Source organism: Nocardia sp. NPDC055165 (genome assembly GCF_053606985.1).
In genome coordinates this window covers 401,478-419,570 of the sequence record NZ_JBSGSS010000005.1, presented here as the reverse complement: position 1 = coordinate 419,570, position 18,093 = coordinate 401,478, and the positions used below count along the sequence as shown (strand labels likewise).

19 protein-coding genes are annotated in these 18,093 nt (G+C 68.1%); 11 read left to right on the top strand and 8 right to left on the bottom strand.

Annotated features, from left to right (window positions below; all coding sequences use genetic code 11):
• Positions 1–102: 102 nt before the first annotated feature.
• Positions 103–747 carry a mycothiol-dependent nitroreductase Rv2466c family protein gene (locus ACWFRF_RS13950; protein WP_379316054.1) on the bottom strand — a complete coding sequence of 215 codons (645 nt, stop codon included), beginning with the start codon at positions 745–747 and terminating at the stop codon, positions 103–105.
• A 150-nt stretch (positions 748–897) separates the two neighbouring features.
• Here ACWFRF_RS13950 and ACWFRF_RS13945 point away from each other — a divergent pair, with 150 nt between their 5' ends.
• From ACWFRF_RS13945 to ACWFRF_RS13925, 5 genes are all read left to right on the top strand, one after another.
• Entirely contained in the window at positions 898–2,118 is a 1,221-nt protein-coding gene (locus ACWFRF_RS13945; RefSeq protein WP_378995609.1) for an NAD(P)/FAD-dependent oxidoreductase, read from the top strand.
• A 94-nt stretch (positions 2,119–2,212) separates the two neighbouring features.
• Positions 2,213–2,611, top strand: a complete 399-nt coding sequence (locus ACWFRF_RS13940) for a YciI family protein (protein WP_266298409.1) — start codon at positions 2,213–2,215, stop codon at positions 2,609–2,611.
• 66 nt (positions 2,612–2,677) lie between these two features.
• Positions 2,678–3,826, top strand: coding sequence for an RNA polymerase sigma factor (locus tag ACWFRF_RS13935; RefSeq protein ID WP_452450210.1), 1,149 nt, complete (start codon positions 2,678–2,680; stop codon positions 3,824–3,826).
• A 106-nt stretch (positions 3,827–3,932) separates the two neighbouring features.
• Positions 3,933–4,409: an NUDIX domain-containing protein gene (locus ACWFRF_RS13930; RefSeq protein ID WP_452450209.1), complete on the top strand. Its 477-nt coding sequence runs from the start codon at positions 3,933–3,935 to the stop codon at positions 4,407–4,409.
• 20 nt (positions 4,410–4,429) lie between these two features.
• A complete protein-coding gene (locus ACWFRF_RS13925; RefSeq protein ID WP_378995605.1) occupies positions 4,430–4,861 on the top strand; it encodes a nitroreductase family deazaflavin-dependent oxidoreductase in 432 nt (143 codons plus the stop codon).
• Between the two features lie 40 nt (positions 4,862–4,901).
• On the opposite strand, the gene ACWFRF_RS13920 is transcribed toward ACWFRF_RS13925, so the two are convergent.
• Positions 4,902–5,849: an AraC family transcriptional regulator gene (locus ACWFRF_RS13920; RefSeq protein ID WP_378995603.1), complete on the bottom strand. Its 948-nt coding sequence runs from the start codon at positions 5,847–5,849 to the stop codon at positions 4,902–4,904.
• 68 nt (positions 5,850–5,917) lie between these two features.
• Here ACWFRF_RS13920 and ACWFRF_RS13915 point away from each other — a divergent pair, with 68 nt between their 5' ends.
• Positions 5,918–6,712: an NAD(P)H oxidoreductase gene (locus tag ACWFRF_RS13915; protein ID WP_452450206.1), complete on the top strand. Its 795-nt coding sequence runs from the start codon at positions 5,918–5,920 to the stop codon at positions 6,710–6,712.
• A 104-nt stretch (positions 6,713–6,816) separates the two neighbouring features.
• Here ACWFRF_RS13915 and ACWFRF_RS13910 read toward each other — a convergent pair whose 3' ends face one another.
• The gene (locus tag ACWFRF_RS13910) at positions 6,817–7,680 is read right to left on the bottom strand and encodes an NAD(P)-dependent oxidoreductase (protein ID WP_452450204.1); all 864 of its coding nucleotides are present in this window, start codon (positions 7,678–7,680) and stop codon (positions 6,817–6,819) included.
• Between the two features lie 81 nt (positions 7,681–7,761).
• Between ACWFRF_RS13910 and ACWFRF_RS13905 the strand changes: the two genes are divergently transcribed.
• Positions 7,762–8,118: a winged helix-turn-helix transcriptional regulator gene (locus ACWFRF_RS13905; protein WP_378995598.1), complete on the top strand. Its 357-nt coding sequence runs from the start codon at positions 7,762–7,764 to the stop codon at positions 8,116–8,118.
• A gap of 84 nt (positions 8,119–8,202) precedes the next feature.
• Here the strand turns inward: ACWFRF_RS13905 and ACWFRF_RS13900 are convergent, their stop codons facing one another.
• Positions 8,203–9,039 carry a phosphoribosylaminoimidazolesuccinocarboxamide synthase gene (locus ACWFRF_RS13900; RefSeq protein ID WP_378995596.1) on the bottom strand — a complete coding sequence of 279 codons (837 nt, stop codon included), beginning with the start codon at positions 9,037–9,039 and terminating at the stop codon, positions 8,203–8,205.
• A gap of 255 nt (positions 9,040–9,294) precedes the next feature.
• Between ACWFRF_RS13900 and pepN the strand changes: the two genes are divergently transcribed.
• The 3 genes from pepN (at position 9,295) to ACWFRF_RS13885 (ending at position 13,392) form a co-directional block, all read left to right on the top strand.
• A complete protein-coding gene (gene pepN, locus ACWFRF_RS13895) occupies positions 9,295–11,886 on the top strand; it encodes an aminopeptidase N (RefSeq protein WP_452450201.1) in 2,592 nt (863 codons plus the stop codon).
• Between the two features lie 177 nt (positions 11,887–12,063).
• Positions 12,064–12,669, top strand: a complete 606-nt coding sequence (locus ACWFRF_RS13890; protein ID WP_378629942.1) for a ClpP family protease — start codon at positions 12,064–12,066, stop codon at positions 12,667–12,669.
• Positions 12,670–12,801: 132 nt separating this feature from the next.
• Positions 12,802–13,392, top strand: coding sequence for a ClpP family protease (locus ACWFRF_RS13885; protein WP_378995589.1), 591 nt, complete (start codon positions 12,802–12,804; stop codon positions 13,390–13,392).
• 18 nt (positions 13,393–13,410) lie between these two features.
• Here the strand turns inward: ACWFRF_RS13885 and ACWFRF_RS13880 are convergent, their stop codons facing one another.
• The 3 genes from ACWFRF_RS13880 to ACWFRF_RS13870 form a co-directional block, all read right to left on the bottom strand.
• Positions 13,411–14,244 carry an SDR family oxidoreductase gene (locus ACWFRF_RS13880; protein WP_452450199.1) on the bottom strand — a complete coding sequence of 278 codons (834 nt, stop codon included), beginning with the start codon at positions 14,242–14,244 and terminating at the stop codon, positions 13,411–13,413.
• A 76-nt stretch (positions 14,245–14,320) separates the two neighbouring features.
• Positions 14,321–15,793 (bottom strand): flavin-containing monooxygenase, encoded by a 1,473-nt coding sequence (locus ACWFRF_RS13875; protein ID WP_379312948.1) that lies wholly within the window; start codon positions 15,791–15,793, stop codon positions 14,321–14,323.
• Between the two features lie 157 nt (positions 15,794–15,950).
• The gene (locus ACWFRF_RS13870; protein WP_452450197.1) at positions 15,951–16,943 is read right to left on the bottom strand and encodes a patatin-like phospholipase family protein; all 993 of its coding nucleotides are present in this window, start codon (positions 16,941–16,943) and stop codon (positions 15,951–15,953) included.
• 60 nt (positions 16,944–17,003) lie between these two features.
• Between ACWFRF_RS13870 and ACWFRF_RS13865 the strand changes: the two genes are divergently transcribed.
• A complete protein-coding gene (locus ACWFRF_RS13865; RefSeq protein ID WP_452450195.1) occupies positions 17,004–17,618 on the top strand; it encodes a TetR/AcrR family transcriptional regulator in 615 nt (204 codons plus the stop codon).
• Positions 17,619–17,645: 27 nt separating this feature from the next.
• Here the strand turns inward: ACWFRF_RS13865 and ACWFRF_RS13860 are convergent, their stop codons facing one another.
• Positions 17,646–18,047: a helix-turn-helix domain-containing protein gene (locus ACWFRF_RS13860; protein WP_378995579.1), complete on the bottom strand. Its 402-nt coding sequence runs from the start codon at positions 18,045–18,047 to the stop codon at positions 17,646–17,648.
• Positions 18,048–18,093: the final 46 nt, after the last annotated feature.

The window sequence follows — 18,093 nt, the reverse complement described above, 5'->3', positions numbered from 1 at the left end:
GCGGCGGGGTGTTCACCCTTACACGCCCCCGCCGCGGCGGCGGCGCGCTGGGGGGGGGGGCGGGGGGGGGGGCCCCGCCGCCCCCCCCCCCCGACCGCATGCTCAGTCGAAGACCGGGTCCTCGGTGCGGGTGCGCTTGAGCTCGAAGAAGTGCGGGTACGAGGCCAGCGCGACCACGCCGTCCCACACCTTGCCCGCGTCCTCGCCGCGCGGGATGCGCGAGAGCACCGGCCCGAAGAAGGCAGTCCCGTTGATGTGGATGGTCGGCGTGCCGACATCGGGGCCGACCTTGTCCATGCCCGCGTGATGGCTGGCCCGCAACGCCTCGTCGTAGTCGGTGCTGGTCGCGGCCTCGGCGAGTTCGGCGGGCAGGTTCAGTTCGGCGAGCGCGTCGGCGACGACCGCGTCGAAGGTCTCCTGCAGCGTCTCGCGCTCGTACTCGGCTTTGCGGTCGTGGATCCGGGTGCCCAGCGCCGTGTAGAGCGGGGACAGGATCTCGTCGCCGTACTTCTGACCAGCGGCGGTGACGACCCGCACCGGGCCCCACGCGGCAGCCATCATGTCGACATACCGCTCCGGCAGGCCCTCTTTGCCCTCGTTGAGCACCGCCAGGCTCATCACGTGGAAGCGCGCTTCGATATCGCGCACCTTCTCGACCTCCAGGATCCACCGCGAGGTGATCCAGCACCACGGGCACAGCGGGTCGAACCAGAAATCGGCGACATCCTTGGTGGCCTGCTCGCTCACGATGGGTTCCTCTCGGGTCAGCTGCGGTGGGCCGGGTCGCCCCACCGATTGGTGCAACCGCATCACCGCCGGAATCGTTCCCGTGGGTGAAAACGCGCACTAAGCTCGGGTTGCGAGGAGTCCGGGTCGTCCGCGAGAAGGGGTCCGTTCATGAGCTCGAATCAGCATTTCGTCGTCATCGGTGGAGGTCTGGGCGGAGCGAAGATCGCCGAAGCCCTGCGCGCCAACGATTTCGACGGCCGCGTCACTCTGCTGGCCGCCGAAGAGGAGCTGCCGTACGAGCGCCCGCCACTGTCGAAACAGCACCTGGCGGGCACCCAGCAACTGCCCGATTTCACCGTCGATCCGGCTGCTTGGTACCGCGATCACCACGTCGACCTGCGACTGGGCACCACCGCGACCGCGTTCGATCCGATCGCCAAGACGGTGACACTGCCCGACGGTTCCACGCTCGACTACGACAAATTGGCTCTCGCCACCGGTTCGCGAGCCCGCACGCTCGACATTCCCGGCGCCGACGCCCCCAACGTCTATACGCTGCGCACGATCGGCGATTCGAACGCGCTGCTCGAGATACTGCGCACCGACCGGCGCCTGGTGATCATCGGGGCCGGGTGGATCGGTCTCGAGGTCGCCGCGCAGGCCCGCGCAAAGGGTGTCGAGGTGACGGTGATCGAGACGGCCGATCTGCCGCTGGTCACGGTGCTCGGCCCGGAGATGGGCGCGTTCTACGCCGATCTGCATCGCGCGCACGGCGTCGACCTGCGCACGAACACCTCCGTCGACGCCATCCTCACCGACGAGGACGAGGCGACCGGCGTGCAGCTCGGCGACGGCACCGTGGTGCCCGCGCAGGCGGTGCTGGTCGCGGTGGGCGCGCAGCCCAATATCGAGGCGGCCACGGCGGCCGGGTTGGCGGTCGACGGCGGCGTGCTGGTGGACGCCGCCCTGCGCACCAGCAACCCCGATGTGGTGGCGGTGGGCGATATCGCCGAGCAGGACCATCCGCTGCTGCACCGGCCGATCCGCATCGAACACTGGGCGACCGCGCTGAATCAGCCCGCGGTCGCCGCGAAGACGATGCTGGGCAAAGCGGCTGTCTATGACCGGCTTCCGTATTTCTTCAGCGATCAGTACGACGTCGGGATGGAGTACTCCGGCTATGTCGGACGCGGCGACGACGTGCGGGTGGTGGTGCGTGGCGATCTCGATGAGCGCGAATTCGTCGCGTTCTGGCTGGACACGCAGAACAGGGTGCGCGCGGGGATGAACGTCAATGTGTGGGATGTGACCGACCGGATCAAGCAGCTGATCGGATCGGCGGAGCCCGTCGACCCCGACCGGCTGGCAGACCCGGGCATCCCGCTGTGATCCACTTCACAGCGATCGTTGTGTCGAAGACTGCTCATCGGCTCCGACCAACCGTCGAACGCGCCGCGAGGGCGCAGCGAGCAGGAGCCGAACAATGAAATTCATGCTGGTCAAGACCTATTCCGAGACCGCCTACTGCGACATCCCGCTGCCGGAGTGGGCACCCGAGGACATCGCCGCCCATATCGACTTCCAGCGGGCGCTGGGCGAACAACTCGCCGCCGCGGGCGAACTCGTCGACGCGCAGGGCCTGGCCGCACCCGATCAGGCGATGATCGTGTGCTCCGACGGTCGCTCGGCGCCGGTCGTCACCGACGGGCCTTTCCCGGAGACCAAGGAGTTCCTGGCCGGTTTCTGGGTGGTCGATGTCGATTCTGTCGAGCGCGCGGTCGAGATCGCCGCGCAGGCCTCCGCGGCGCCGGGCCCCGGTGGCAAGCCGATCGGGGAATACATCGAGGTGCGCCAGATCATGAGCGCGCCCGACGTGGCCTGAGGCGAGACGCTGACTGCGCGCATCGAGGACCTGCTGCGTGAACTCTCGCCGCAGGTCCTCGGCGTATTGGTCCGCCGCTTCGGTGATTTCGACCTCGCCGAGGATTCGGTGCAGGACGCGCTGCTCGCGGCGGCAACCCAGTGGGATCGCGACGGACTTCCGGACAATCCGCGTGGCTGGTTGATCCAGGTCGCGCAGCGGCGGATGGCCGACGCGGTGCGCGCCGAGGTGGCGCGGCGACGCAGGGAGACCACGGTTTTCGTGCGGGATGTGCCCGTCGAGGCGGTCGGTCGCGATGACACCCTCGACATGTACTTCCTGTGCTGCCATCCCGACTTGCCGCCCGCCGGAGCGGTGGCCCTGACGCTGCGGGCGGTCGGCGGCCTGAGTACCGCCGAGATCGCGGCGGCCTTCCTCGTCCCGGAATCGACCATGGGTCAACGTATCTCGCGGGCGAAGAAGCGTCTGGCCGAATCGGATCGGCCGTTCGCCGACGGCGCGCACGACAGCACCCGGGTGAGCGCGGTGCTGCAGGTGCTGTACGTGATCTTCACGGAGGGGCACACCAGCACCGCCGGAACGGGGTTGCGTCGCGGGGACCTCTCGGCGGAAGCGATCCGGCTCACGCGTGCGCTGCGCACGCTGCTGCCGGAGAACGCCGAGGTCACCGGTCTTCTCGCGCTGATGCTGCTCACCGATGCCCGGCGCGCCGCCCGCTCCGGTGCGCACGGCGAACTGATCCCGCTCACCGAGCAGGACCGCTCCCGCTGGGACCGCACCCAGATCACCGAGGGTCTTCGCCTGCTCACCGCGACCATGCCTGCCGGGCTGACGGGTCTCTATCAGATGCAGGCCGCCATCGCGGCTCTGCATGCGCAGGCCCGACGCCCCGAGGACACCGACTGGACGCGAATCCTGCAGCTCTACACCATGATCGAACGTCTGACCCCCAATCCGATGATCACCCTCAACCGCGCGGTCGCCACCGCGATGGTGCACGGTCCGGTAGCGGGGCTGGCGGTAGCCGACAGCGTCGCCGAGCCGCTGGCGCGATCGCACCGCCTCGCCGCCGTGCGCGGGCATCTTCACGAAATGGCAGGCGAGCAGGCTGCGGCCGTGCGCGAATACCAGCGGGCGGCCAGACAGACCGCCAGCGTGCCGGAACGCGACTACCTGTTGCTGCGCGCCGCACGTCTGCGAGCGGGCGACGCGTGATATCAGGAGCTGTCGTCCGACCCCGAATTCGCCGGTGTGCAGCTCGCTTTCGCCGTCACCCAGGCTGGCGACGTCGCGCGAGCAGGCGCCTGGCAGACTCGCTCCGATGACGGACGTTTTCAGTGCGGGCGTGCTGGTGTATCGCCGCGTCGAGGCCGGAATCGAGGTCCTGCTCGGGCACATGGGCGGGCCGCTGTGGGCGAAGAAGGACGCCTCGGCGTGGTCGATTCCCAAGGGCGAGTACCTGTCCGAGGAAGAGTCCGCGCGCGACGCCGCCGGGCGGGAGTTCACCGAGGAACTCGGGCTGCCGGTACCCGAGGGCGAGTGGATCGACCTCGGTGAGGTGAGTTATCGCAGCGGGGCCAAACGCAAGTACCTCACCGTGTGGGCGGTCGAGGGCGATCTCGACCCGGCCGATGTCGTGCCGGGCACATTCGAGATGCAGTGGCCGCCACGGTCGGGCAAGGTCGCGAAATTCCCCGAGATCGACCGGGCGGACTGGTTCGACCCCGCCACGGCGCGGGAAAAGCTCGGCAAAGGCCAGCGCCCCTTCCTCGACCGCCTCACCGATCAGCTGCACTGAGATCGGGGTAGATTTCAGCTATGCCCAGCGACCTTCAGCTGAAGATCATGAACAGAGTCCACCGCACCCTGCTCACGGTGACAGGCGGACGCCTCGGCAACTCGTTCTTCGGGATGCCGTCCCTGCAACTCACCACGATCGGCCGCAAATCCGGCGAGCCGCGCAAGGTCATGTTGACCGCGCCGATCATCGACGGCGACACGATCGTCATCGTCGCCTCCCGCGGCGGCGACCCCACCCATCCCTCCTGGTTCGTGAACCTGCGCGACAACCCGAACGTCGAGGTGTCACTGCGCAACGGCCCCGTGCGCCCGATGACAGCCCATGTCGCCACCCCCGACGAACGCGCGGCACTGTGGCCTCGGGTCACCGAGGCCTACAAGGGCTACGCCGACTATCAGACGAAAACCACACGCGAGATCCCCTTGGTCCTGCTCACACCGAGGAACTGACCCACCTGCCGGCGGGCGGGCATCGAACACGATGCCCGCCCTACACCAGCGCGGCCCGGAACTCGGTGGGACTCGTCCCGCGGAGTCGTTTGAAAGCCGCGCTGAAGCCGAAAGCGTCGGAATAGCCGACCGTGGTGGCCACCTGGGCGACGCTGCGCGCGGGGTCGGCGAGCAGCTCTTCGGCTTCGGCCATGCGCCATTCGGTGAGGTAGGCCAGTGGCGGTTCGCCCATCACCTCGGTGAAGCGCCGGGCGAACAGGGCGCGCGAGACCGCCGCCTCGGTGGCCAGGCTCGCCACGGTCCAGCGGTGGAACGGCCGGTCGTGGATGGCGGTGAGTGCCGGGCCGACGATCGGGTCGGCCATCCCCCGGTACCAGGCGGGCGCGCAATGCTGCTGTTCGGCCAGCCAGGAGCGCAGCGTGCAGACCAGCGCCCAGTCCAGCAGCCGGTCCATCAGCGCCTGCGAGCCCGCGCTGAACCGGACCGCGTCGGCGGCGGATTGTTCCAGCCACAAACACATTTCCGGGTCTTCGTGGACCACCATCACCTGCGGTAGCGCTCGCAACAGCCGTTCGTGGCGTCGCCCCGATGCCCGATAGGCGCCGACGAGCAGCGAAGTCTCGCCGGGCGCACCGGTTGTCGCTGGCGTGACGATCAATTCCGATGTCGCACAACTGATGTCGGTGGGACCGAAGCCGTCCGGCACGAAACAGGACAGCTCGTAGCGCTCGTGTGGACGGCCGAGCGCGGCGGGCGTGTCTGCCAGATGGAAGGGCTCACCCGCTTGCACGAGCGCGGTGTCACCGGCGATCAGAGTCGTGCGTGATCCGTCAGCGAGCACCAGGGTGCCGCCGCCACGCAGCACCGTCACCATGATCAAGGGCGCACGGTCGGCGAAACGAATCGTCCACGGTGGTCGCAGTACCGCATGGGCCACGACCGATCCTTCGGCACGAATGCCGCTCAGCAACGAACTCAACGGGTCCACTCCACCAGCGTAGACGAATTCCTATCGACTGGAGATGATCGCCCATAGATCGTCCACGCGATCCACGGTTGACTGAAGCGACCGGGCCGACCAGCCCGCACCCGATCGAACAGGAGCTCACCGTGACCCAGTCCGCCGCCACCACGACTGCCACCGCCGAACTGACCACCACCGGATCGAGCACCACCGATCCCTCGGCGCCGGGTCCCACCGCGCTCGTGGTCCTGGGCCATCACCGCTCCGACTCGCTGTCCGCCCATGTTGCCGACCGCGCCGTCGGCCGCCTCACCGCCGCCGGGTACACGGTCGATTTCCTCGATCTGCAGACCGAGAACTTCGACCCGCGGATGACCGTCGCCGACCAGCCCGAGTGGGGCAACCGCGACAAGATCTACTCCCCCACCGCCGAGGCGCACATGCGGCGCATGCTGGCCGCCGACATTGTGGTCGTGGTGTTCCCGGTCTACTGGCAGAGTGTGCCCGCCCTGCTCAAAGGCTGGATCGACGCCGTATGGAACTACGGTTTCGCCTACGGCCGCAGCAAGCCGCGGCTGGGAGGCAAGCGCATCCTGTGGCTCGGATTGGCCGGAGCGACAGCCGATGACGCGATCATCCCCGGCATGCAGCAGCTGCTGGAAGCCCAGCTCAACGAGGGCCTGGCCTACTACAGCGGTTTCGCCGACTCGCGGGTCGGCCTGCTTCCCGATGCCGAGGAGCAGCCCCAAAGTCTCGACGCCGAAGGCAATCTCGTGATCGGCGAGGCGATCAGCGGGGACGCGCGGACCACCCACTACGCCGCCTTCGACGCGAAAGCCGAGGGCTTCGTCGACGCATTGCTCGCCGCGAGTCGCGTTGCCGCCTGACAACGACCGTTCGGCCGACCGCCCAAGCGCGCCGGTCGGCCGAACACCAGGCCGCGCGCTGATCCCGTCGCCACCACCGGCTCTCGGTGGCGGCGCGAATCGGCTCAGAGCCCGGTGAGCGTACGGCGCAGCACACCGAAAAGGTCTGTGGACGTGCCTGATTCGACCGCCGCCTTGTCGATCAGATCGATGGCGGCGGCGGTGAACTCGTCGCTCTGGATCTGCACGTAGTCGGCGGGGGTGTCGATGCCGACGGCCTGCGCGGTCAACGAGGTCGATATCGCCTGCAGGAACGGGACCATCAGCGCGGCCAGGTGCGCCGCGGTGCCGCCGGTGGTGCGAACCATCGTGCCGCCCTGACGGAACGCGGCGAACATGGCATACATCCCGCAGAGGATCGACAGGTCGTACATGGCGGCGGCACCGAGATCCGCGCCGACGAATTCGGCCCGGCCGAACAGTTCCAGCACCGACCGGTGACGATCGAATGCCGCGGTCGACCCGCTGTAGATCACGAGCGAAGCCGCGCCGCCGATCATTTCGGGCGATGCCATGATGCCGCCGTCGATCAGCTCGACCTCGTTGGCCGCGGCCCACCTGCCCAGCGCACGTGCCTGCTCAGGAGTCGTGGTGGTCAGGTTGACCACCGTTCGGCCCCGCACCAGCGCTGCGGCGGGCTCGATGTGCTCGCGCACGGCAGCGTCGTCGAGAACACACAGGATGACCAGATCGGCCGCCGCCATCGCCTCGGCCGCGGTCGCGGCCACCCGCGCGCCCTGCGCCACCAGCGCTTCGGCCCGCGCCGCGGTGCGGTTCCACACCACCACCTGATGACCGCCCGCCAACAGCGCCTCGGCCAGCGCGGTGCCCATCGCGCCGAGGCCGATCACCGAAACACGCTGTGCTGCCGTTGAATTCGTCATAGCTGCCTTTGCGTCGAAGTTCTTGCTGCCGGTTCGGCAACGCACTTCTAGATTTGCCTGCTGCGCTACAATCGACAAGTACCGACTATGAAGTGCAATACCCACCAAAAGGTAAGTAAGGACATCATGCAGCAGCGCGTGCGTCCGTATTCCTGCGAACTCGACGCCGCGCTCGACGTCGTCGGCGGTAAGTGGAAAGCGCTGATCCTGTGGGCCCTGTCCACCGGCACCCAGCGCTTCGGCGACCTGAAACGCCTGATTCCCGGCGTGACCGAGAAAATGCTGATCCAGCAACTGCGCGAGCTCGAACACGACGGGATCATCCATCGCGAGGTCTACGCGCAGGTTCCCCCGAAGGTCGAGTACTCACTCACCGAGCGCGGGGTGTCGCTCAACGCGGCCCTTGCCGCACTCGGCGCCTGGGGCAGGGAGAACATGAACCACATCTGCGCGGTCAAAGGCGTCGACGCACCCGTGCACTGACGCGCCACAGGACCACGCCGGGCCCGCACCGTGTTCGACGGGCGAACGATGGTGGCGCCGGTGCGTCGACCGGCGCCGCTCGAGTCACGCCTGGATTCCGGCCCACTTCTGGCCGGTGATGCGCTCGTAGGCCTCTTCGTACTTGCGGCGAGTACCTTCGACGACATCGGCGGGGATCTCGGGGCCCGGGTATTCCTTGTTCCAGCCGGTGGAGGTCGACCAGTCGCGCACGAACTGCTTGTCGAAGGAGCGCTGGGCTCGACCCGGCTCCCACTCGTCGGCGGGCCAGAAGCGCGAGGAGTCCGAGGTCAGCACCTCGTCACCAAGGGTGAGAACGTCACCGTCCCACCCGAATTCGACCTTCGTATCGGCCACGATCACGCCGGCCTTCGCCGCGTGCTCGGCCCCGCGCGAGTAGATCTCGAGGGTCAGATCGCGCAGCTTCTCGGCCACCTCACGGCCCTCCTGGTTCACCACATCGGCGAAACTGATCGCCTCGTCGTGGCCCTCGGACGCCTTCGTCGACGGCGTGAAGATCGGCTCCGGCAGCTTGTCGCCGTCACGCAACCCCGCGGGCAGCGCGATCCCCGACACGGTCCCCGACCGCTGGTACTCCTTGAGGCCGGACCCGGTCAGATATCCCCGCGCGATGCACTCGACAGCCAGCATCTTCAACGGCTTCACCCGAATCCCGCGCCCGGCGAACTCCGCGGGCACGTCGGTCGCCGAGACCACGTGATTCGGGATTCCGGTGAAGTACTCGAACCACCAGTTCGACAGCTGCGTCAGCAGCGCGCCCTTGTCCGGAATCGGCGTCGGCAGCACCACGTCGTAGACCGAGACCCGGTCCGACGCGACGAGCAGCAGGGTATCGCCGTCCTCGTAGAGGTCACGAACTTTCCCGGCGTGCACATGCTTCAACGTCGAGCCTCCGAATCATGGGTCGTCTACATACTGAGTATGTACGAACTGTACAGACGGCCCCGAGGGCCGAATCACGCCTGGTCACCGCGACGCGGAGTCGGTCGCTCTCCTCGTGATCCGCGCCACGGCCGGAGGGTGGCCGCACGACCGTCACGCCGGCGTGGACGGGAAACTCGTGAGCGGGGGCCGACGGCAAGTGGCATTGTGGACGCCGAACTACCGTGCCGTGTTCGTCGACGACGAAGGAGATCAATGTCCGCCCCGAATCTCACCCGCGACCAGGCGGTCGAACGCGCGGCCGTAGTGGCCGTGCAGAACTACCGGATCGAACTCGACCTCACCGATCAGCCGCGCGGAGCGGGGTCCGAGGTGTCCGACACCTTCGGGTCGAAGACCACTGTCAGCTTCACCGCCACCCCCGGTGCCGACACCTACATCGATCTGGTCGCGCCGCGCGTGCGGTCAGCGGTGCTCAACGGCGTCGCGCTCGATGTGAGCTCCTACGACGAGTCGACCGGGATCGCGTTGCCGGGGCTGGCCGAGAACAACGAGCTGGTGGTCGAGGCCGACTGCGAGTACTCGCACACCGGTGAGGGTCTGCACCGCTTCGTGGATCCGACCGACGACAACGTGTACCTGTACTCGCAGTTCGAGACCGCCGATGCCAAGCGGATGTTCGCCTGCTTCGATCAGCCCGATCTCAAGGCCACCTTCGACATCGTCGCCACCGCGCCCGAGGACTGGGTGGTCATCTCCAACGGCGCCGATATCGAACAGCTCGAGCTCGGCGCGGTCGTGCGCCACACGTTCGCCACCACCCCGCGGATGAGCACCTACCTGGTCGCCATGATCGCGGGTCCGTACGCGAAGTGGTCCGACACCTTCACCGACGCGAGTGGCGAGATCCCGCTGGGCCTGTACTGCCGTGCGTCGCTGGCCGACCACATGGACGCCGAACGGCTGTTCACCGAGACCAAACAGGGTTTCGAGTTCTACCACAACAACTTCGGCGTGCCGTACGCCTTCGGCAAGTACGACCAGCTGTTCGTGCCGGAGTTCAACGCGGGCGCGATGGAGAACGCGGGCGCTGTCACCTTCCTCGAGGACTATGTGTTCCGGTCCAAGGTGACCCGCGCGTCCTATGAGCGTCGCGCCGAGACCGTGCTGCACGAGATGGCGCACATGTGGTTCGGCGACCTGGTCACCATGAAGTGGTGGGACGACCTGTGGCTGAACGAGTCGTTCGCGACCTTCGCCTCGGTACTGTGCCAGGCCGAGGCCACCGAATACACCAGCGCCTGGACCACTTTCGCGAATGTGGAGAAGTCCTGGGCCTACCGCCAGGACCAGCTGCCCTCGACCCACCCGATCGCCGCCGACATCCCCGACCTGCACGCGGTGGAGGTCAACTTCGACGGAATCACCTACGCCAAGGGCGCTTCGGTGCTCAAGCAGCTCGTCGCCTACGTAGGACTCCAGCCGTTCCTGGCGGGCCTGCGCGACTACTTCGCCGAACACGCCTACGGCAACGCCACTTTCGACGATCTGCTCGCGGCGCTGGAGAAGGCCTCGGGTCGTGACCTGTCGGACTGGGGTGCGCAGTGGCTCAAGACCACCGGCCTCAACATCCTTCGCCCCGATTTCGTCGTCGCGGCGGACGGCACGTTCTCGAGCTTCGCGGTCGTGCAGGAAGGTGCCGCGCCCGGTGCGGGCGAGTACCGCGTGCACCGCATCGCGATCGGTGTCTACGACGATGTCGACGGCAAGCTGGTGCGCACCGACCGGGTCGAACTCGACCTCGACGCCACCGGGCGCACCGAGGTGCCCGAGCTGGTCGGCGTGCCGCGCGGTGCGCTGGTGCTGGTCAACGACGACGACCTCACCTACTGCTCGCTGCGCCTGGACGCCGATTCGCTCGACGTGGTCGTACAGCGCGTCGGTGACATCGCCGACTCGCTGCCGCGCACGCTGGCCTGGTCGGCCGCCTGGGAGATGACCCGCCAGGCCGAGATGAAGGCCCGCGATTTCGTGGCACTCGTGCAGCGCGGGATCGGCTCCGAGTCCGAGATCGGGGTGGTGCAGCGACTGCTCATGCAGGCCAACACCGCCATCTCGAGCTACGCCGATCCGGCGTGGGCAGAGCAGGAAGGCTGGGCGGCATACGCCGACCGGCTGCTCGAGCTGGCCCGCGCCGCCGAGTCGGGTTCGGACCATCAGCTCGCCTTCGTCAACGCGCTGACCGGAGCGAAGCTGGAATCGCGCCACGTCGAGGTGCTGGCGCGGCTCCTCGACGCCGACCCGGCGGCGGCCGGTCTGCCCGGTCTTACCGTCGACACCGACCTGCGCTGGCGCATCATCACCGCGCTGGCCGCCGCGGGCCGGATCGACGGCGACGGTCCGGCCTCGCCGACCATCGACGCCGAACTGCAAGGCGACCCGACCGCGGCAGGTAAACGCCAGGCCGCCACCGCGGCCACCGCACGCCCGATCCCCGAGGTCAAGGCGCAGGCCTGGGACACGGTGATGGGCGACGACTCGGTGCCCAACATCACCGCCCGCGCCATCGTCGGCGGCTTCGCCCCGGCCGGTCAGGGTGCGGTGCTCGCACCGTACGTGGACAAGTACTTCGCCGAGATCCCCGCCGTCTGGGACCGCCGCTCGAGCGAGGTCGCCCAGACCGTCGTGATCGGGCTGTACCCGCACTGGGCGATCAGCGAGGAAGCCGTCACCAAGGCCGACGAGTTCCTGGCAGGCGACCACCCACCCGCCCTGTACCGCCTGGTCTCCGAGGGCCGAGCGGGCATCGAACGCTCCTTGCGCGCACGGGAATTCGACGCCAAGTAGTTCGACCGAAGGGCCCGGTGCCGCGATTTCGCCACACCGGGCCCTTTCCCTGTCCGGAGCCCGCCCGAGGCCCGCGCCTGCGCTGGAGCTTCGGGCGACCGACCTCGCTGCTGTGAGCGGATCTGCTGGGGGCAGCAATGGCGGCGCGCGGGGGTGTGCGCGAGGCACCGTGGACCCATGGCACACGACGACAAGACCCCGATGTTCAGCTGGCGAGCCCGCGAACAACTGTTCGGCCGCCGAATCCTCGTCCTCGACGGCCCCCTCGACGACGACAACGGCACCCTGCTCATCACCCAACTACTCACCCTCGGCGCCCAGAGCCCCGAGGCCGGGATCTCGCTGTGGATCCACTCCCCCGGCGGCTCGGTGCCGTCGATGCTGGCGATTCGCGACGTGATGCGCCTCGTTCCGTGCGAGGTGTCCACCCTGGCGCTCGGATTGGCTTGCAGCGCAGGTCAATTCCTGCTCTCATCCGGTGCACCGGGAAAGCGGTACGCCCTGCCGCACGCCCGCGTCCTCATGCACCAGGGCTCGGCGGGTATCGGCGGTAGCGCGGTGGAGGTGGAGGTGCAGGCCGATGACCTGCGCTACACCGTCGACACCGTGCTGGGCCTCATCGCCGACGACACCGGCCAGCCGTTCGACCGTGTGTACGAGGACTCGCTGCACGACCGCTGGTTCACCGCACCCCAGGCCCTCGAGTACGGATTCATCGACCACATCGTCGAGTCCTTCGATCAGGTCGTCCCGAACCGCCACCGCATCGGAATCACCGCATGAAACTATTTCCCGCGCCGACAGCCGCCATTGACTGCGCACGGACACGGGTAACAGCACAACCGCCTGCCGCCGACACGATCCACGAGGCAGACGAATCAGGCAGAAATACGCGGAGAGGCGGGCAGTGATCTCATGACCTACACGATTCCCAATGTGGTGTCGCAGCATCGCGGCGGCGGTGAGCGGATCACCGACATCTACTCGCACCTGCTCAGCGAGCGCATCGTCTACCTCGGCACCCCCATCGACTCCGGCGTCGCCAACGCGCTCATCGCCCAGCTGCTGCACCTCGAATCCGACAGTCCCGGCCAGGCGATCAGCCTCTACATCAACTGCGAAGGCGGCGACCTGTCCGCCATGCTCGCCGTGTACGACACCATGCGCTTCATCAAGGCGCCGGTGCACACCACCTGTGTCGGCCAGGCGATCGCCGTCGGAGCCGTCCTGCTCGCCGGTGGCGCGGCCGGTCATCGCGCGATGCTCCCGCACACCCGAATCGTGTTGCACCAACCGGCGACTCGCGGCCAGGGCACCATCCCCGACCTGATCCTGCAAGCCGACGAGATCGTCCGGATGCGCGCGGCGATCGAGGCGATCCTGTCCAAGCACACGGGCCAGACCCCGGAAACCCTGCGCCGCGATACCGACCGCGACCGGGTGTTCACGGCCGAGACCGCGCTCGAGTACGGACTGGTCGATCAGGTCCTGCACGAGCGGGAGTGATCCCGGTCTACCCGCCGCTCACTGCTTTTCGATGCGGTCCAGGTAGACCCGCCGCACACCGTCGTCGACGCCGTTGATCGCGGCGTCGTCGTGCGCCACCTTGCGCAAGGCCCGCAATACCGGCTCCGGCACCAAACCGGACGCGTTCGCCATCAGTCCGACATAGCCGGGCACCGCGGTCTCGGCTGCCCGAGTCCTGACGGAACGGACAACAGCGGCGGCGATGTCCTCGGGATCGACGGCGGGCAGGATGCCGTAGTCGATGCCGGAACTGAGTTCGGTACGCACCGCCGACGGCAGGACCGCGCTCACGCTGACACCGGTGCCATCCATTTCCAGCCTGGTAGCGGCGGTCAGGCCGACCACCGCGTACTTGCTGGCGTTGTACACGGCCAGGCCCTTGAGCGGGAACTTGCCCGCCAGCGAGGCGACGTTCACGACGTGACCGTAGCCGCGCTCGAGCATCGCGGGCAGGGCCAGCCGCATGCCGTGGATGACGCCGAAGACGTTGACGTCCATCGTGAGCTGGTCGATCCGGTCGGACTGCTCCAGGAACGGGCCGTTCGGCATCACGCCGGCATTGTTCACCAGCACGTCGAGCGGGCCGCGCCACCGGGTGGTCGCCTCGAGAAACGCCGCGTAGGAAGCCTTGTCGGTGACGTCGAGCACGTGGCCCATCGCGTGGTCGCCGAGTTCGGCGGCGGCCTGCACGGCCATGGCTTCGTCGAGGTCACCGAGCGCGACATAGGCGCCCGCCTCGACGAACGCCCGGGCGGTGGCCAGCCCGATGCCGCGCGCGGCGCCGGTGATCGCGATCGTCGCGCCCGCTAGATCGATCCGTGGGTAGCTCATTGTGTGGCCTCTCGTCTGGTGGTCGATGTGTGTGTCGCGCAGCCGGTGTCGCTCGACGGGCGTGGGATGGAAGCGCTCACGCGGACACCGTCACGTCGGTGATGGTGAAGTCCGCGGGGTCGAACGCACTGACCCGGGTGGTGAGCTCCCCGGTGGACCAGGGCCAGCTGAAACTGTTGCGGCCGTTGGCATCCATGTAATAGCTGTGGCAACCACCCGCGTTGTAGACGGTGCTCGCCAGCGCGGTTTGTACTTGGTCGACGTAGCGCGCCTGTACCTCGGGACGCACGTCCAGCGCCGCCCAGCCTTCGTGGCGGGCCCGCTCGATCGCCGAGACGAGGAAGGCGACCTGGGCTTCGAGGATGGCGAACGCCGACGAGTGGCCGGTGCCGAGGCTGGGGCCGAGCACGGTGAAGGCGTTGGGGAAACCGGTGGTGACGGTGCCGAGGTAGGCCTCGGGTGAGCCCTTCCAATGCTCGGCCAGCGTACGGCCGTCGGCGCCGCGCACGATGTCGGCCAGCGGGGTGTCGAGGATGTGGAAGCCGGTGCCGAGGATGACGGCGTCGACCTCGGCGGTGGTGCCGTCGGCGCCGACCACGGTGTTGCCACGGAATTCGGCGACCCCGGTGGCGTGCACGTCGACATTGCTCTTGGTCAGCGACTGGAGATAGCTGTTGGAGAACAGGATTCGCTTGCAGCCGAGCAGGTAGTCCGGCCGCAGCTTCGCCCGCAGCGCCGGATCACGCACCACGGCACGCAGATACGCCGAACCCACGGCCTGCACGGTCTGCATCAGCGGCCGTGGATGCCGGAACGCCACCCCGAGTCCTTCCATCAGCGCGTACTCGGTCGAGCGCAAGGCCTTGTGCGCGAACGGGAATCGGCGCATCACCTTCTTCTCGAAGCCGGGCACGCGGTGATCGAGTTTCGGCAGCACCCATTGCGCGGTGCGCTGGAACAGGTGCAGTTCGGCGACCTCGGGCTGGATCGCGGGCACGAACTGCACCGCGGACGCACCGGATCCGACCACCGCGACCCGCTTGCCACGCAGGTCGTAATCGTGGTTCCAGCGCGCGGAATGGAAGACCTCGCCGGGGAATTCGGCCAGACCCGGAATCTCGGGCAGGCGTGGTTCGTTCCACGGACCCGCGGCCGACACGACGAAGCGCGCACTCAGCGGGCCCTCGCTGGTTTCCAGCCGCCACAGCTGCGCCGTCTCGTCGAACCGCGAACCGACCACTTCCACCCCGAAGCGGGTGTGTTCGGCCAGCCCGTGCTCGCGCGCCACCCGGTCGACGTAGTCGAGGATCTCGGGCTGGGTCGCGAACAGCCGCGACCACTCGCTGTTCGGCGCGAAGGAGAACGAGTACAGGCCGGACGGCACATCACAGGCACAGCCGGGATAGGTGTTGGCCCGCCACGTGCCGCCGAAGGTTGCGGCCTTCTCGACGATCACCACATCCTCGATCCCGGCCTCGATCAACTTGATCGCCGCGCAGATGCCGGAAACTCCCGCTCCGATCACAACAACTTCGTGCTGGCGGCTCATACGACTTCTCCTTCGAACGAAACGAGTGGTGCGCCGATCCCGACGCGCGAGCTGACGAAATCCGAGACCGGCGACCCGACAGCGAAGCAGCGCGCATCCGCCGGTGACCGAGTGGATCCAGGAGATCGGGTGCGGCGCCGCCGCTGAGCCGGGCGGATCATGCGGGCCGGTTCGCGAGCGTGGAAGCGCGCAGGACGTCGGCGACCCGGGTGGCGGCGCTGCGACGGGCGGCGGCGATGGTGGCTGGGCGCCGCGCCGAATCCATGAAGTTCGGGCCCATGGCGGCGAGTTCCTCGGGACCCGGTTCGACGCGGATCACGCGGGTGCCCGCGGCGCGCAGCAGCGCGACTTCGCGATCGAGTCCGCGGGTCATCTGCGTACGGAGCAGGCGTTCGACCCGGTTCAGGCCGGTGGCCGGTGCGCCGCCCTCGGATGTCATCGGCGCGATGATCACCAGCTCATCGAGGTCGAGTGGCACAAGTAGATCGGCCGACACCGACGACACCGAACCGCCGTCGACGTAGTTCTTGCCGCCGATTCGCACGGGCGGGAACCAACCGGGAATGGCCCAGGACGCGGCGATCGCATCACCCAGATCGACCGCCTGCGCGCCAGTGGCGACCGATCTACCGGCCGTCGCGATGCGAGTGTCACCCGCTCCGAAGGCAACTCGCGCACCCGTTGCCGCGTCGGCGCCGACTATCCAGGTCGCGGGGTGGCGCACCCAGCCGCTCGGGTCGGCCAGCGCCTGACCGAAGGAACGCAACCAGTCGGCGTCGCCGCCGCCGCGCGGCAGGAGTCCGGCCAGCGCGGTGTAGGGCGAATTGGCACGCAGACCGGCGCCGACCAGGCCGAGGCCGGGGAATCCGAGCCTTGGGCGCGGCGGGAATTTGCCGGGGTCGACGGCGACATGACCGGCCAGGATCGGGTCGGCACCGGGAGCGGCGTCGAGTGCGGCGAGCAGGTCGGCGGGGGTACGCCCGGAGCCGAGGGTCGCCACGAGTTCCGCGCCCGCTGAGGTGCCGATCAGGACATCGGCGGTACGGGTGTCCCAGTTCAGCGCGCGTTCGACGGCGTCGAGGGCTACGGCGGTCCAGGCGAAGCCGAGCAGGCCACCACAGCCGATCGCTACGCCACGTCGTGTAGTCATATTTCGAATACTAACGGTATTTGAATTCCAGCGGTAGTCCATTTTGCTAAACTCCTGCACATGGCCAGGATGACGCGCAAGGAGTCGCACGCCCACACGCGTGAACGACTGGTCGAGACCGCCAAACGCCTGTTCATGGCCGACGGCTACAACGTGACCCCCTTGGAGAAGGTGGCCACCGAGGCCGGGTTCTCCAAGGGCGCGGTGTACTCCAACTTCGCGACCAAGCACGAATTGGGCCTGGCCGTGCTCGACGTCGTCCACGTGGAGCGCGCCCAGTCGCTCGTGGACGCGATGCTGGCGCACGACACCTTGACGGAGCGGATCGAAGGATTCGCGCGATGGGCCGACGAGAACATCGGCGATGTCGGCTGGACCGCGCTGGAAGTCGAGTTCGCGACGAGCACCCGGCACATGCCCGAGATCCGCACCGAACTCGCCGAGCGCCGACGCACCCTGACGGCAATGCTCGCCTCGGTGATCCAGACGCAGGCCGATCAACTCGGCCTCGAACTCCCACTTTCCGCCGAAGATGCGGCGCTGCAACTACTCTCGCTCGGAATCGGCCTCGGCGTACAGCGCGCGATCGACCCCGAACTCCCCGTCAGCGCGATCGTCGACCTACTCCGCAGCCAGATCGCCGCCGGCCGCACGATCGCGGCAGTGGACGGCTGACCCCACCACGGCCTGGTGATGGCCTGATCAGGCGGCGAGCAGGACAGCGTTCGGGGCCGACGCGAGAGGAGCGGAGCTCGAGGGAGCGATCTGGCGTTGCCCGCCCAGCACGACCGCGCGCGTCGGCACGAGGGCGTGCCTGCGCATGGATTCGGCTACCTGCGCGACGAGATCGCCCAGCGAAGTACCGAGGGCGCCGGCCAGGGCGGCGATCATCTCGCTCGATGGCTCCTTACGCCCGCGCTCGACCTCGGAGAGATATTGCGGCGAGATACCCGCCCGGCCCGCGGTATCGACGAGGGTGGAGCGCTGTTCCAGACGCAGCGCGCGCAACCGTTCACCCAGCGCCTCACGCCAGAGTGGTTCCGGCCGCGACTGCTGTTCGCCGCGTCCGCCTGGAATCACCCGCAACCCGCTGTGCTCGCCCATACTCCGAGCGTAGGGATCCCCGGACCGAAACACCCGGCTCTTCTGC

Excerpts from the sequence above, each read along its gene's own strand:
- ACWFRF_RS13945 (WP_378995609.1), top strand. The coding sequence starts at position 898 with ATGAGCTCGAATCAGCATTTCGTCGTCATCGGTGGAGGTCTGGGCGGA.
- ACWFRF_RS13940 (WP_266298409.1), top strand. The coding sequence starts at position 2,213 with ATGAAATTCATGCTGGTCAAGACCTATTCCGAGACCGCCTACTGCGAC.
- ACWFRF_RS13930 (WP_452450209.1), top strand. The coding sequence starts at position 3,933 with ATGACGGACGTTTTCAGTGCGGGCGTGCTGGTGTATCGCCGCGTCGAG.
- ACWFRF_RS13925 (WP_378995605.1), top strand. The coding sequence starts at position 4,430 with ATGCCCAGCGACCTTCAGCTGAAGATCATGAACAGAGTCCACCGCACC.
- ACWFRF_RS13905 (WP_378995598.1), top strand. The coding sequence starts at position 7,762 with ATGCAGCAGCGCGTGCGTCCGTATTCCTGCGAACTCGACGCCGCGCTC.
- pepN (WP_452450201.1), top strand. The coding sequence starts at position 9,295 with ATGTCCGCCCCGAATCTCACCCGCGACCAGGCGGTCGAACGCGCGGCC.
- ACWFRF_RS13890 (WP_378629942.1), top strand. The coding sequence starts at position 12,064 with ATGGCACACGACGACAAGACCCCGATGTTCAGCTGGCGAGCCCGCGAA.
- ACWFRF_RS13885 (WP_378995589.1), top strand. The coding sequence starts at position 12,802 with ATGACCTACACGATTCCCAATGTGGTGTCGCAGCATCGCGGCGGCGGT.
- ACWFRF_RS13880 (WP_452450199.1), bottom strand. The coding sequence starts at position 14,244 with ATGAGCTACCCACGGATCGATCTAGCGGGCGCGACGATCGCGATCACC.
- ACWFRF_RS13875 (WP_379312948.1), bottom strand. The coding sequence starts at position 15,793 with ATGAGCCGCCAGCACGAAGTTGTTGTGATCGGAGCGGGAGTTTCCGGC.
- ACWFRF_RS13870 (WP_452450197.1), bottom strand. The coding sequence starts at position 16,943 with ATGACTACACGACGTGGCGTAGCGATCGGCTGTGGTGGCCTGCTCGGC.
- ACWFRF_RS13865 (WP_452450195.1), top strand. The coding sequence starts at position 17,004 with ATGGCCAGGATGACGCGCAAGGAGTCGCACGCCCACACGCGTGAACGA.
- ACWFRF_RS13860 (WP_378995579.1), bottom strand. The coding sequence starts at position 18,047 with ATGGGCGAGCACAGCGGGTTGCGGGTGATTCCAGGCGGACGCGGCGAA.